We start from the raw sequence: 13,100 nt of genomic DNA, 5'->3' as shown, positions 1-13,100 counted from the left end.
TCCACTAACGTTCACCGGGTTTACGGTGGTGTTGTGGATCCTCGCCGTGAGGGGCGAGCGACTCCCCACCGGGGGGTGGGGCGGGCCACCGCGGGCCAACTGATCCTCGCGCCGTCCCGGGTGGGCGGCGGGGGTCACGTCGGGACTGGCCGGCGCCGGGGAGGTGCCGGCCGGCTCGACGGTGCGTGATCACCCCGGGCAGCACAGCCACAGCTGTGGTGGGGGTGGTGGGTCCGCCGCCCGGTCTGCGGGTGGCGATCATGGCCGCCGCGACAAGATCGCGGTGCCCGGAGAATCGGCAGTGTGGGCAGGTCAGGGTCCGCCCGGGTGGTTTGGGTATCCGCCGGTGGCAGGCGGGGCAGGTGGAGGAGGTGCCGCGTTCGTCGACCAGGTGGACGGTGATGCCGGCGAGGGTGGCCTTGTCGGTGAGGACCTGGATGAGCCGGCCGATCTGCCACTGCCGCAGCCGCAGGTTGTGCCGCCGCCCGGCCGGGATGTCGAGCACGCTACGGGGGTCGCCGACGTGCAGCACCCCCACCCGCTGCTGTTGGGCCCACGATATGACGGTGCGGGCCGCCTCGTGCTGGGCCTGGCGGACGCGCCGCCGATGCCGGCCCTCCACCACCCGGGCGCGGCGGCGATAGCGGCGCCACCGCCGTGACCCCCGCTGACCCGGCTTCGGCGCCCGGCGGGCCACCGCCCGACGGCGGGCCTTGGTGTCAGCCAGGTGCATCCGATACTCAGCACGGACCGCCCGCCCCGACACCAACAACCCCGCCCCGTCCGGCCCCGCCACCGCGTAGGGGTGGATGATCCCCAGGTCGACCCCAGCTACACGCCCTGGATCTGGTCCCTCGCCGGGCGGGTAGGTCGCGACTGGGACTTCGGCGGTCACGTCGAGGAACAGGCGGCCACCCTCACACAGCAGAGTGACCGACCGGACCTGCTCCACCGGATACGGCAGCTCCCGGACCAGCCGCACCCACAACGGGGCACTGCCACGCGCGGCCGGGATCCGCACCCGCCGCCCGACAACGGTGAACGTGCCGTGATACCAGCGCACCGGCACCAACCCACGCCGGCGGCGCGGAAACCTGGCCGCCCCGTCACCGGACTTACGGCGTTTCGCCGCGGCGAACCAGGCGTCGGAGAACCGGCGCAACACCGACCGGGCACCCGTGCTGTCCAACTCGCCGAACGTGCCCGGCCCCGACGCGGCCAACTCCCGGCACAACTGCTGATAGCCGGCCAACGGCGCGTCCCGGCGGCGGCGCCGCCACGCGTTGACCTCCAACACACACGCCCACACATCACCAGCCGACCGCAGCAACCCGAAACACCGCCGCCGCTGACCCCCCGTCACCCGCAACCCCACCCGAGCCGTCCGATACACCACCCGCGGCGCAGCAGAATCCCGACGGCGAGGCACAACCCACACCCCACACCACCCGTACGACAACTTCCCCGACCCACACCAACCGGCCAACGTTTCTGGCCACCGCACTAGCAACCCGTCCCGGGACATTTGTCCCGGACGGCCGCGTACCGGCGGCTCTGCCGGCGTCCGCCGCGCGTTCGTAGCGTGACGGACGTGGATGACATCGTCGTACGACTCAGTGGACTCACCCGGCGGTTCGGAGCCGTTCGTGCCGTCGACGGCCTCGACCTGACCATCGCGCGGGGCGCCACCCTCGCCCTGCTCGGCCCCAACGGCGCGGGCAAGACCACCACCATCTCGATGATGCTCGGCCTCGCCCCGCCCGACACGGGCACCGTGTCGTTGTTCGGCCGGCCTCCAGCCCGGGCGGTCCGGGCGGGCCTGGTCGGCGCGATGCTCCAGGACTCGGGCGTCGTGCCCCCGGCCACCGTCCGGGACGTGGTCGAACTGGCCCGGGCGCTGTATCCGCGTCCGCTGCCCACCGATCGGATCCTCGCGCTCGCCGGGCTGACCGACCGGGCCGGCCGCCGGTTGGACCGGCTCTCCGGCGGGGAGGCGCAGCGCGCCCGGTTCGCGTTCGCGTTGGCCGGAGCGCCGGAGCTGCTGGTCCTCGACGAGCCGACGGCGGCTCTGGACGTCGCCGCCCGGCAGGCGTTCTGGACGGCCATCCGTCGGTACGTCACAGAGGGGCGCACGGTCGTGTTCAGCACGCACCAGCTGCACGAGGCGGACGAGTTCGCCGACCGGGTCGTGGTGCTCGCCGCGGGGCGGGTGGTGGCCGACGGTACGCCCGCGCAGATCCGTGCCCTGGCCGGCGGCCGCACCGTCTCCTTCGACCTCGCCGGAGCGGACGGCGAGGGTCTGGACCTGCTGCCCGGCGTCCGCGCGGTGGAGGTCCGGGGCGACCGGGTCCTGCTCACCACCGACGACGCCGACGCCACCGTCCTCGCGCTGGCCGCCGGCCGCGGCTTCCGTAACCTGGCGATCTCCGCCGGGCTGGACACCGCCTTCCTCGCCCTCACCTCAGCCGGAACGGAGCACTGAGATGCGCGCCTATCTGCGGTTCGAGCTACGTCGGCTGGCCCGGGACCCCCGCGTGGCGCTGTTCAGCGTCCTGGGACCCGTGGTCACGTACCTGATCTTCTCGGGGCTGCTCGGCGGGGACGACCGGCTGGAGGGTGTGGACGCTGCGGCGGCGCTCATGGTGGGCCTCGCCGGGTACGGGGCCGTGGCGGGTGTGCTCTCGGTGGGGTCGCAGGTCGCCCAGGAACGCGCGGTGGGCTGGCTGCACCAGCTGCGCGTCACCCCGTTGCCGCCCCGGCGGGTGGTGGCCGCGAAGGCACTGGTCTGCACGCTCAGCGGGGTGCCGTCGGTGATCGCGGTCGGCGTGGCCGGTTGGATCCAGCACCACATCGAGCTGGGTGCCGGCCGGTGGATCGCGCTGCTGCTGCTGATGTGGGCCGGTACGGTGCCGTTCGCCCTGCTCGGGCTCGCCATCGGGTACGGGCTGGCGCCGCAGTTGGCCCAGCCGGTCAACTTCCTGGTGTTCCTCGGCCTGTCGGTGCTCGGCGGTCTGCTGGTGCCGGTGGCTTACTTCCCGTCGGTGCTGCGGCCCCTGGCACACGCCCTGCCCACCTACCGGTACGCCGAACTCGGTTGGCGGTCGGTCGCCGGGCAGGCCCCCACGCCGTCGGGGTTGGGCGTCCTCATGGCGTGGACCGTGACGTTCGCGGCGGTCGCCGCCTGGGCCTACCGCCGCTCCACCGCACGGCGTTGACGGCCGCTACGGTGTCCGTCATGCCGGGTGCCGCCCCTGCCGCCGGTCCCGCCGCCCGGAGCCGGCGACGTCGCGGGTTGCTGCTCGTGGCGGCCCACTCGCTGTGGTTGTGGCTGCTCCTGCCGCCGGCCGCCGCGATCACCCGGGGGCAGATCGACCACGCCCCGACGGCGGCGGTCGGGCTCGCCGTCTTCGCGCTGCTCTACCTCGCGCTGGTGGCCGTCCCGGTGGCGGAGCTGCCGGTCCGGCCGGCCCTGCACCACGCCGGGCTGGTGCTGCTCGCGCTGCTCGGGGTGGGGCTAGGGCTCGCGTACGCCGGTGAGTCGAACGGCTGGCTGACCCTCCAGATGTACGTGTGCTCCGCGGGCGCCGTGGGGTTGCTGCGGGTGGGCTGGGGATTCGGCTGGGTCGGCGGCAGCGTCGCCGCCGTGCTGGTGGTCGGGGCGGTGCGCCGGGTGCCGGCGGACGACATCGCCCAGGTCGCGCTGATCACGCTGCTCGCCGGTGCCATGACGCTGGCGTTCGCGCGGGTGGCGCGCCTGCTGGACGAGCTTCGCCGTACGCAGCGTGAGCTGGCCCGGACCGTGGTGGAGCGGGAACGGCTCCGCTTCGCCAAGGACCTGCACGACCTGCTCGGCCACACGCTGTCGCTGGTGGTGGTGAAGGCGGAGGTGGTGCGCCGACTCGCCCCGACGGACCCCGACCGGGCCGCCGCCGAGGCCGCCGACATCGAACGGATCGGACGCACCGCGCTCACCGAGGTCCGCGAGGCGGTCACCGGCTACCGGGAGCACGGCTTCGGCCGGGAGCTGGACAACGCCCGGAGCGCCCTGGCCGACGTGGGCATCACGGTCACCGTGCGGGAGAGCGGGCACCCGCTCGACGTGGAGGCCGACGACGCGTTCCGCTGGGTGCTCCGCGAGGGGATCACCAACGTGCTGCGACACAGCGGCGCCGCGCGGTGCGACATCGAGGTCAGCACCGACGACGGCGGGTCGGTGCTGACCGTACGCGACGACGGGATCGGCGGTCGGCCGGAACCGGGCAACGGGCTGCGCGGGCTGACCGAACGGGTCGAGCAGGCGGGCGGGACCCTCCACGTCGGCCCGGCGCGCGGTGGTGGTCTGCTGCTCACCGCCCGGGTCCCCACGCGCCCGGCCGAGAGGGTGGACGGATGATCCGGCTGTTGCTCGCCGAGGACCAGGGCATGATGCGCGGGGCGCTGGCCCTGCTGCTGAACCTCGAACCCGACATCGAGGTGGTGGCCGAGGCCGCGACGGCCGCCGAGGCGGTGGCGGCGGCGCTGCGCGTACGGCCGGACGTGGCGCTGCTGGACATCGAGATGCCGGACGGCAACGGCCTGGACACCGCCGCGACCCTGCGGGAGCGGCTCCCCCAGTGCCGGGTGCTGATCCTCACCACGTTCGGGCGACCCGGCTACCTTCGGCGGGCGATGGAGGCCGGCGCGGCCGGGTTCCTCGTCAAGGACGGGCCCGTCGAGGACCTCGCGGTCGCGGTCCGGCGGGTGCTGGCCGGTGAGCGGGTCATCGACCCGGCCCTCGCGGCGGCGGCCCTGTCCGCCGGACCGAACCCGCTCACCGACCGGGAGCGGCACGTCCTGGCCGCCGCGGCGGACGGTGCCACGGTCGCCGACATCGCCTCCCGCCTGCACCTGTCCGAGAGCACCGTCCGCAACTACCTGTCGGCCGCCATCGGCAAGACCGGCACCCGCAACCGGATCGAGGCGGCCCGCAACGCCCGGGCCAACGGCTGGCTCTGAGGCGCCGGTCCGTCGAGGTCTCAGGCGTCCGCTCCGTCGGTCCCTCAGTCCGGGACGGGAAGGCGCGCCGGCGGCGCCGGGTACTCGCCGAGGCCGTAGCGCAGACGATGATTCAGATCGTTGACGGCCTGGCGGAAGTCCCGTTCGCTCGCCCGAGGATCGAGAAGGCCCTCCCGCGCGAACCGGTCCCGGAGTCTGTCGGCCAGGTGCTCGGGCACGTCACCGACCATCAACTGACCCTCCAACACGGCCAGGACGCCGATGAGCACGGCGAGGTCACGGCCGGACACCGGGTTGGGCGCCGCCTGATCGGACGCGTCACTCACCGTTCGAGGGTGCGTCATCGCGGGACCCGGGACAAGCACCACCGGCGACGGACAAAGCAAGATCCCCACCTGCGTGTTCGCTGGTGGGGATCTCTGTAGCCCGGCGAAAGGCTATGTGGCCAGGGGCGGGGTCGAACCGCCGACCTTCCGATTTTCAGTCGGACGCTCGTACCAACTGAGCTACCTGGCCGGGTTGCTCGGACCATGCTACCCAAAGGGCGGGTGATCCGCCGGAGGGCACACACTCCGATACGCAGAACGCCGCGCATTCTCCGCGCGGCGTCAGCGCTGCGGTCCTGACGGGACTTGAACCCGCGACCTCCGCCTTGACAGGGCGGCGAGCACTCCAACTGCTCCACAGGACCTAGCTCTGTTGCTCCGGCTTGCGCCGGTCGTGCCCCCAACGGGATTCGAACCCGTGCTACCGCCTTGAAAGGGCGGCGTCCTGGGCCGCTAGACGATGAGGGCGGCCCCGCCATCATTGCACATCTGCAACGTCAAGCGGACTTGCTCCCATCCGGCCCCGCCGGAGGCTTGGAAAGCATACGTGATCCACCGGCGGTCGACAAAACCGGTATGGCCCGAACCATGAGGCCCCGGAAAACCGCAGGTCAGGAGGGGTTCAGCGGAGCAGGGCGACACCGAAGCGCCGCTTCAGGTCGGCGATCACCCCGGGGCAGGCGGCGAGCGTGGCCGCCCGGTCACCGCCCCCGTCGTGCAGCAGCACGATGGATCCGGGGCGTACCGCGGCCACCACCCGCTTGCTGATCGTCTTGGCCGGCGGCTTCTCCCAGTCCTGCGGGTCGACGCTCCAGTGCAGGGCGTGCATGCCGAGCTCCTTGGCGACGGCCACCACCTCGGGTGTCCACTGGCCGCCGGGCTGCCGGTAGAAGGTGATCGGGGCGCCCGGCACGGCGGCCCGGATCGCCTTGTTGGTGCGGACCAGGTCGGCGCGGATCTCCGCCACGGGCAGCCGGCCGAGGTCGAGGTTGTGCCGCCAGCTGTGGTTGCAGAGCTGGTGCCCCTCGCGGACGATCCGGCGGACCAGCTCGGGGTGGCGCTGGGCCTCCCGTCCGACCAGGCAGAAGGTCGCCTTCACCCGGGCCGTCCGCAGCTGGTCGAGCACCTTCGGCGTCCAGGCCGGGCTGGGGCCGTCGTCGAAGGTGAGAGCCACCGGGCGGACCCCGGTGGTGCGGCGCAGCCCGGGCGGCAGCTTGGTGGGCTTGGGGCGGACCGGTCGACCGGTCGGCGGGGGTTGCGTGCGCGGTGTGGGCTTCGCCGTGGGGCTGGGCGGTGGGGTCGGGCTGGCCGAGACGGAACCGTCGGCGGCGACGACGGTGTGCCCCGGCTGGGCGCAACCGCCGAGGACCAGGAGCAGGCCCAGGGCGTACGCCAGCGCGGTGCGGGCTTTCATCTGTTCGCTCCCGAAGGGGGTCGGGGTACGCGGACCACCCGACGCTAGTGGACGCACTGGGGCGTCGACACCCCCCGGGTCAGCGCGCGAGGGAGTCGCGGAGCGTCACGATCAGGTCGACGGCCTCGCCGAGCTGCGTGGGCCGGACCACTCCGGCGGGCAGCGTGTCGGCCGACCAGCCGGGCCCGGCGGCGAGCACCAGCAGCGGTCGCCGGGGCGCGGCGAGCAGGGCGCCGAGCTGGGCGGGGTCGGCCGTGGCCCGGGTGTGCGACCAGAGCACGACGACCGCCGGGCCGGTCCGGCTGACCGCCTCCAGCAGGGCCGGGACGGGCACCCGGGCGCCGAGCATCCGGTAGCCGACGCCGGCCTCGGCGAGGGCCGCGGCGAGCGCCTCCATCGGCAGGCTGTGCTGCTCCTCGTCGGCGCAGGCGAGCAGGACCCGCGGCGGCGCGCCCGGCGCGGCGGCCCGGCTGACCGTGGCCAACGCCTCGGAGACGCAGCGGGACACCAGGTGCTCGACCTCGATGAGACCGGCGGTCGCGGCGTGTCGCTCACCGATGCCGGCGAGCACCGGCCGGAGCAGCCCGTCCCAGGTGGCGACGACGCCGTCGGTGGCCAGCGCGCGCGTGATCGTACGGTTGATCTCCGGGGAGTCCAGCCGCATCGCCGCCCGGGCCAGCCCGCGCGCGGCCGGTCCGGCCCGGCCGACGGGGATGGTCGGGCCGCCGCCGTCGCGGATACCGGGCCTCCGGAGCGGGGCGAAGTCCTCGGCGCGGGCCCGGTCCGGTGCCTGCCGGGCCCAGCGGGCGGCCTCTGCCGGGCTGACCCCGTCGGCGGTGAGCCGGCGCATGATCTCCAGTCGGGCCAGGTCGGCGGAGGTGTAGCGGCGGTGCTGACCGGGTGTGTGCTCACTCGGCCCGAGCCCGTAGCGCTGGTGCCAGGTGCGCAGGGTGGTCACCGCGACCCCGAGCCGGCGCGCCACCGCGCCCGCGCTCAGCGGCTCATCGGCCACCCGACCGCTCCGGCGCGTCGTCCACCGGTGCGACCGTCGCGACCGTGGTGGGCGCGGCCGGCTCGGCGGGGTGCAGCAGCCGGTCGACCACCCCGCCCAGCCAGGGTGCGTACGTCTGGGGGTCTGCTCGCAGGTCGGCCTCCAGCGCGGTCGGCTCCGCCCAGCGCAGCTCGGCGACCTCGGCCGAGTCGGGTCGCAGCGGCGCGCCCGGGCGGAACTCGCCCCGCAGGACGTGGTCGTACTCGAACTCGACCCGACCGGTGGCCGCGTCCTCGGCGTAGTAGACGTACACGCCGACCTCGGTCAGCTCCACCGGGCCGACGCCCAGCTCCTCGCGCAGCCGTCGGTTGGCGGCCTCGCTGAGTGACTCGCCGGGCCCGGGGTGGCCGCAGCAGGAGTTGGCCCAGCGCAGCGGGAAGCGGGTCTTGACGGCGGCCCGGCGCTGGAGCAGCACCAGGCCGTCCGGGTCCACCAGCACGACCGAGAACGCCCGGTGCAGCCGGCCCGGCGGCTGGTGGGCGGCGGCGACCGACGTCTCGCCCTGCGCCCGGCCGTGCTCGTCGACCAACTCGACCAGGTGGGCCTCGCGTTCGCTCATCGGTTGCCTCCTGTGACGCGGCCGGCGGCCAGCTTGCCGGAGATGAGGACCATCGGCACGCCCACGCCGGGCTGGGTGCCCGAGCCCACGAAGACCACGTTGGGCAGCGTCCGGTGCAGGTTGCTCGGGCGGAACGGCCCGGTCTGGAGGAAGCTGTGCGCCGCCGCGAACGGAGTCCCGGCGGCCATGCCCTGCGCGGCCCAGTCCGCCGGTGTGACGGTACGCAGCACCTCCACGCCGGCACCGAAGCCGACGTAGCCGCGCTCCTCCAGGGTGCCGATGAGCCGGTCCGCGTAGCGGTCGGCCAGGTCACCGGGCCAGACGAACGGTGCCCGTTCGAGGTTGGGCACCGGGGCGAGCACGTAGTAGGTCTGCCGGCCGGCGGGAGCCACCGACGGGTCCGTCCGACTCGGGTTGGTGACCAGCAGGGACGGGTCGGACATCAGCTCACCCCGCCGGATGACCTCATCGAAGGTGCCCTTCCATGACCGTCCGAAATGGATGTTGTGGTGGGCGATCCTCGCATACGCCTGCCGGGAGCCGACGTGCAGCACGACGCAGGACGGCGAGTAGGTGAGCCGACGCCTACGGCCGGGCGGCAACAGGTCGCGGTAGGCGATCGGCAGGTCCGGGTTGAGCACCACCACGTCGGCCGGGACCAGCTCCCCGTCGGCCGTCAGTACGCCGGTCGCCCGGCCGTTGGCGGTGCGGACCTCGCTGACCGTCGTGTCGTAGCGGATCTGCACGCCGTGCTTCTCGGCGGCGCCGGCCATCGCGCGGGAGACCGCGTGGACGCCGCCGCGGGGGAACGACACCCCGGCCACCGAGTCGAGGTACGCGATGACGGTGTAGATGGCGAGCGCGTCGTGCGGGGCGAGGCCGGCGTACATGGCCTGGAACGAGAAGATCCGTTGGGTCCGCGGATCGCGGAAGAACTGCCCGATCTTGGTGTGCATGCGGCGGAAGGCGCCACCGGCCAGCAGCCGCAGCAGGTTTCCGGTGAGCAGGTCGGCCGGCGAGTCGAGGTTGCGCTCGATGAAGTCGGCGCGTTCGAGCTGCCACAGCCGCCGCGCGTACTCGACGAAGCGCAGGTAGCCGTCGGCCTCCCGGGGGCCGCACACCCGGGCGATCTCGGCGGCCATCCGGGTGGTGTCGGTGATGACGTCGAGGGTGGAGCCGTCCGGGTAGTAGGCCCGGTAGGCCGGTTCGAGCGGGGTCAGGTCCAACCAGTCGTCCAGCTCCTCGCCGACCGCGGCGAGGGCCTCGGCGATCAGCTCCGGCATGGTGAGCACCGTCGGCCCGGTGTCGAACTCGTAGCCGTCGACACTCAGCCGGCCGGCGCGTCCGCCCGGCACCGCCTCCCGTTCCAGGACGGTGACCTGCCGGCCGCTGCCGGCCAGGTGCAGCGCGCAGGCCAGCCCACCGAGCCCGGCGCCGACGATCACCACCCGGTCCGTCCGTCCGTCGACCGTCCGCACCTGACCACCTCCTCGGTAGAAGCCGCCCATCATGCCCGCCGGTCGGTCGCCGTCGTGGCCAGTGCCGTGAGCGCGCGGACGGCGGCCGGGTCGATGACCGCGCCGTCGATCGCCGCCAGAGCCTCGCCGACCCGTTCGTCGATCATCCGCCGGATCTCGTCGACCGCACCGGTGAGCTCGACCAGGTCGGCCAGCGCGGCGACCTCGCGCCGGCCACCGCCCCGCCCGGCCCGGTCCAGCGCGCGACGCTGCGCCGGGGTGGCGAGCTGCCGGGCGAGCAGGAGCAGCACGGTGGGCTTGCCGGTGCGCAGGTCGTCGCCGGCCGGCTTGCCGGTGGTGGCCGGGTCGCCGTAGACGCCGAGCAGGTCGTCGCAGAGCTGGAACGCCTCGCCGACGGCCAGGCCGAAGCGGGTGTAGGCGGCGATCTGCGGCGCGTCGCCGGTGACCCCGGCCAGGGCGGCGCCGAAGAGCAGCGGGCGTTGCACCGTGTAGCTGGCCGTCTTGTAGCGCGCCACCCGCAGTGCCCGGTCGACCGACCAGGTGGCCGACTCGCTCTCACCCAACACGTCCAGATATTGCCCGGCGACCGTCTCGACGCGCATCTGGTCGTAGCAGCGGCGCACGTCGAGGAGTCGGTGCGCTGGCACGGCGGTGTGCGCCAGCAGCCGGTCGGCCCAGACCAGGCAGAGGTCGCCCACGAGCACGGCCGCCGCCTCACCGAACCGGTCGGGGTCGCCCCGACGCCCGGCGGCGGTGTGCTGCGCCGCGAGCGCCATGTGGGCGGTCGGCCGGCCGCGGCGGGTGGCCGAGGCGTCCATCACGTCGTCTTGGACCAGCGCGAACGTGTGCAGCAGCTCCAGCGCGGCGAGGGCCGGCAGCACCGGCGCCACCGGCTCGGCGTCGCCGACCAGGCCACGCCAGCCCCAGTAGGCGAACGTGGGGCGGATGCGTTTGCCGGCGGCGAGGACCGCGTCGCGGGCGGTGGTCGCGAAGTCGCCCACCGCCGGATCGATCTCGTCGAGGGCGTCCACCTCGGGCGCCAGGAAGGCGGCGAGCGTGTGGTCGACCGCGCGGACGAGCTCGGCGGTGGCGCGGATGGCGGATGCGGTGCGGACGGGATCGCCGCCGTGGGCCGGCTGCGCCGGAACCACCCGGAGGGCGCTGCCCGCAACCGCGTCGTTGGCCATGACGCCGAGGGTACCCTAGAGTTACGAGTTGCGTCGATTGCTGCGTCGATATTGGAGGATGGCACGGTGGACACGGACCTCACCGCTGCGTACACCCAGTGCCGTGAGCTGCACCGACGTCACGGCCGCACCTACTATCTCGCCACCCGGCTGCTCCCCGCGTGGAAACGGCGACATGTGCACGCCCTCTACGGCTTCACCCGCTACGCCGACGAGATCGTCGACCGCACCGACGACCTGCCGCCGGCCGAGCGAGCCGCCCGGCTCGACGACTGGGCGGGCCGGTTCATGGCGGGCCTGCACGGCCAACCGACCGACGACCCTCTGCTGCCCGCCGTGCTGCACACCATCGCCGTCTTCGACCTCGACCGGAACGACTTCGCCGCGTTCCTCAAGAGCATGGCGATGGACCTGACCGTCGACTCGTACCGGACCTACGCGCATCTGCTCGACTACATGGAGGGTTCGGCCGCGGTCATCGGCACGATGATGCTGCCGATCCTGGGCAGCAGCGCACCGGAGGCGGCGCGGGAGCCGGCCCGGCAGCTCGGCTTCGCCTTCCAACTCACCAACTTCATCCGGGACGTGGACGAGGACCTGGACCGCGGGCGCGTCTACCTCCCGCAGGAGGACCTGGCGCGGTTCGGCGTCACCACGGAGGACCTGATCGAGGCCCGCGCCCGGGGTCGCGCGACGCGGCCCGTCCGCGAGCTGATCGCGTACGAGGTGGGTCGGGCCCAGGCGCACTACGCCGCCGCGGCGCCCGGCATCACCCTGCTCGCACCGGCCTCGCAGGCGTGCATGCGGACCGCGTACGCGCTCTACGGCGGGATCCTCGACGAGGTGGCCGCCCAGGACTACGACGTCTTCGCCCGCCGGGCGGTGGTCCCGCAGCGACGCCGGCTCGCCGTGGCGGCTCGTGCCCTGGCCACCGCGACCGGTACGCCGGTGACCGCCGTGCCCGGCCCGCCGGTGCCCCGCCCGACGGCACCCTGACCGCCTGCCGCGTCAGAGGCAGCCGTGCAGGGCGTCGACCAGCTCCTCCACCCGGTCGAAGTCGGCCAGCCGCCCGGTCGCGTACGCGAAGCTGTAGCCGCGCACCGGGTCGGCCCAGGCACAGCTGCCGCCGAGCCCGCCCATGCCCCAGCTGCCGTCCTCCTCCCGCTGCATACCCAACGTCCAGCGGACCCGCCGGTCGAGCAGCCGGTCGTGGCCGTCGTACTGGACCCGGGTCGCCTCGGCGACCAGCTCCGGGCTGAACAGGCGTACGCCGTCGAGCGTGCCGCCGGCGAGCAGGCCGTCGTAGAGCCGGGCCAGGCCGGTCGCGGTGGCGTGCAGGTTGACCGCCGGCACCTCGCAGCCGCGCCAGAGCGGACCGTTGAGCACCGCGAGGTCCAGCCCGCCGGCCGGGTTGCCCACCGCCCGCGCCCGCAGCGACCCCGGTTCGCCGGTCATGCGCGCCGGCCAGTCCGGGTCGCCGTACGACAGGTCGGCGCAGCGACGCTGGTCGACGGCGCTCAGCCCGAAGCCCAGGTCCAGCCGCCACGGACCGGCGATCTCGTCGGCGAGGAACCGGCCGACCGACCGGCCGTCCACCCGCCGGACCAGCTCGCCCACCAGGTGCCCGTACGTCCAGGCGTGCTCGCCCGCGGCGGTCCCCGGCTCCCACTCCGGTTCGGCGGCGGCCAGGTCACCGGCGAGCAGGTCCCAGTCGGCGATCGCGGCGGCCGGCCGGGGCACCGGGAACGCCGGCAGCCCGGCGGTGTGCGCGAGCACCTGCCGGACGGTGGCCGGCGCGCGGAAGCCGGGCCAGTGCGCGGCCACCGGATCGTCCAGTCCGACCCGACCCCGGTCGACGAGCAGCAGCAGGCAGAGCGCGGCCACCGGCTTGCCGGTCGAGTAGACGGCGACCAGCGTCTCGGCCCGCCAGGGCCGGCCCGGCGACCGCTCACCGCCCACGAGGTCCACCACGGGTACGCCGTCGTAGCGGATCGTCAGGGCGGCTCCGGTCTCCCGCCCATCGGCGAGCAGGCCCCGGAAGCAGTCGTGGACGGCGGCGAAGCGGCTGTCGTGCATCCGGCCACGGTAGG

13 protein-coding genes and 3 tRNA genes are annotated in these 13,100 nt (G+C 74.1%); 5 read left to right on the top strand and 11 right to left on the bottom strand.

Annotation, left to right across the window (positions count from 1 at the left end; all coding sequences use genetic code 11):
• Nucleotides 1-4: 4 nt before the first annotated feature.
• Nucleotides 5-1,525, bottom strand: a complete 1,521-nt coding sequence (locus GA0070620_RS21105) for an RNA-guided endonuclease InsQ/TnpB family protein (protein ID WP_091593480.1) — start codon at nt 1,523-1,525, stop codon at nt 5-7.
• A 66-nt stretch (nt 1,526-1,591) separates the two neighbouring features.
• Between GA0070620_RS21105 and GA0070620_RS21100 the strand changes: the two genes are divergently transcribed.
• Genes GA0070620_RS21100 through GA0070620_RS21085 form a run of 4 tightly spaced genes read left to right on the top strand, consistent with a single transcriptional unit; the run spans nt 1,592 to nt 4,995 of the window.
• Nucleotides 1,592-2,482 (top strand): ABC transporter ATP-binding protein, encoded by an 891-nt coding sequence (locus GA0070620_RS21100; protein ID WP_091599119.1) that lies wholly within the window; start codon nt 1,592-1,594, stop codon nt 2,480-2,482.
• 1 nt (nt 2,483) lies between these two features.
• Nucleotides 2,484-3,215, top strand: a complete 732-nt coding sequence (locus GA0070620_RS21095; protein ID WP_091593478.1) for an ABC transporter permease — start codon at nt 2,484-2,486, stop codon at nt 3,213-3,215.
• A gap of 20 nt (nt 3,216-3,235) precedes the next feature.
• A complete protein-coding gene (locus GA0070620_RS21090; protein WP_157741687.1) occupies nt 3,236-4,393 on the top strand; it encodes a sensor histidine kinase in 1,158 nt (385 codons plus the stop codon).
• Nucleotides 4,390-4,995 carry a response regulator transcription factor gene (locus GA0070620_RS21085; protein ID WP_091593474.1) on the top strand — a complete coding sequence of 202 codons (606 nt, stop codon included), beginning with the start codon at nt 4,390-4,392 and terminating at the stop codon, nt 4,993-4,995. Before GA0070620_RS21090 ends, GA0070620_RS21085 begins: the two co-directional genes overlap by 4 nt.
• Before the next feature lie 44 nt (nt 4,996-5,039).
• Here the strand turns inward: GA0070620_RS21085 and GA0070620_RS21080 are convergent, their stop codons facing one another.
• From GA0070620_RS21080 to GA0070620_RS21040, 9 genes are all read right to left on the bottom strand, one after another.
• Nucleotides 5,040-5,321, bottom strand: coding sequence for a hypothetical protein (locus GA0070620_RS21080; protein WP_091593472.1), 282 nt, complete (start codon nt 5,319-5,321; stop codon nt 5,040-5,042).
• Between the two features lie 116 nt (nt 5,322-5,437).
• Nucleotides 5,438-5,511, bottom strand: a tRNA-Phe gene (locus GA0070620_RS21075).
• 101 nt (nt 5,512-5,612) lie between these two features.
• Nucleotides 5,613-5,686, bottom strand: a tRNA-Asp gene (locus tag GA0070620_RS21070).
• 30 nt (nt 5,687-5,716) lie between these two features.
• Nucleotides 5,717-5,789: transfer RNA gene (locus tag GA0070620_RS21065), tRNA-Glu, on the bottom strand.
• 154 nt (nt 5,790-5,943) lie between these two features.
• Nucleotides 5,944-6,735, bottom strand: coding sequence for a polysaccharide deacetylase family protein (locus GA0070620_RS21060; protein WP_091593470.1), 792 nt, complete (start codon nt 6,733-6,735; stop codon nt 5,944-5,946).
• 79 nt (nt 6,736-6,814) lie between these two features.
• The gene (locus GA0070620_RS21055) at nt 6,815-7,747 is read right to left on the bottom strand and encodes a MerR family transcriptional regulator (protein WP_091593468.1); all 933 of its coding nucleotides are present in this window, start codon (nt 7,745-7,747) and stop codon (nt 6,815-6,817) included.
• Nucleotides 7,737-8,345: an isopentenyl-diphosphate Delta-isomerase gene (gene idi, locus GA0070620_RS21050; RefSeq protein ID WP_091593466.1), complete on the bottom strand. Its 609-nt coding sequence runs from the start codon at nt 8,343-8,345 to the stop codon at nt 7,737-7,739. Before idi ends, GA0070620_RS21055 begins: the two co-directional genes overlap by 11 nt.
• Nucleotides 8,342-9,853 carry a phytoene desaturase family protein gene (gene crtI / locus GA0070620_RS21045; RefSeq protein WP_091593464.1) on the bottom strand — a complete coding sequence of 504 codons (1,512 nt, stop codon included), beginning with the start codon at nt 9,851-9,853 and terminating at the stop codon, nt 8,342-8,344. The genes idi and crtI overlap by 4 nt, the downstream gene beginning before the upstream one ends.
• Nucleotides 9,853-11,010, bottom strand: coding sequence for a polyprenyl synthetase family protein (locus GA0070620_RS21040; RefSeq protein ID WP_091593462.1), 1,158 nt, complete (start codon nt 11,008-11,010; stop codon nt 9,853-9,855). Before GA0070620_RS21040 ends, crtI begins: the two co-directional genes overlap by 1 nt.
• 66 nt (nt 11,011-11,076) lie before the next feature.
• On the opposite strand from GA0070620_RS21040, the gene GA0070620_RS21035 reads away from it, so the two are divergent.
• Entirely contained in the window at nt 11,077-12,006 is a 930-nt protein-coding gene (locus GA0070620_RS21035) for a phytoene/squalene synthase family protein (protein WP_091593460.1), read from the top strand.
• Between the two features lie 12 nt (nt 12,007-12,018).
• Here the strand turns inward: GA0070620_RS21035 and GA0070620_RS21030 are convergent, their stop codons facing one another.
• On the bottom strand, nt 12,019-13,086 hold the full coding sequence (locus GA0070620_RS21030) for a serine hydrolase domain-containing protein (RefSeq protein ID WP_091593457.1): 1,068 nt from the start codon (nt 13,084-13,086) through the stop codon (nt 12,019-12,021).
• Nucleotides 13,087-13,100: the final 14 nt, after the last annotated feature.

The organism is Micromonospora krabiensis, assembly GCF_900091425.1.
Taxonomy (GTDB): Bacteria; Actinomycetota; Actinomycetes; order Mycobacteriales; family Micromonosporaceae; genus Micromonospora; species Micromonospora krabiensis.
The sequence above is the reverse complement of the archived record's forward strand: the minus strand, read 5'-3'. Positions and strand labels throughout refer to the sequence as shown.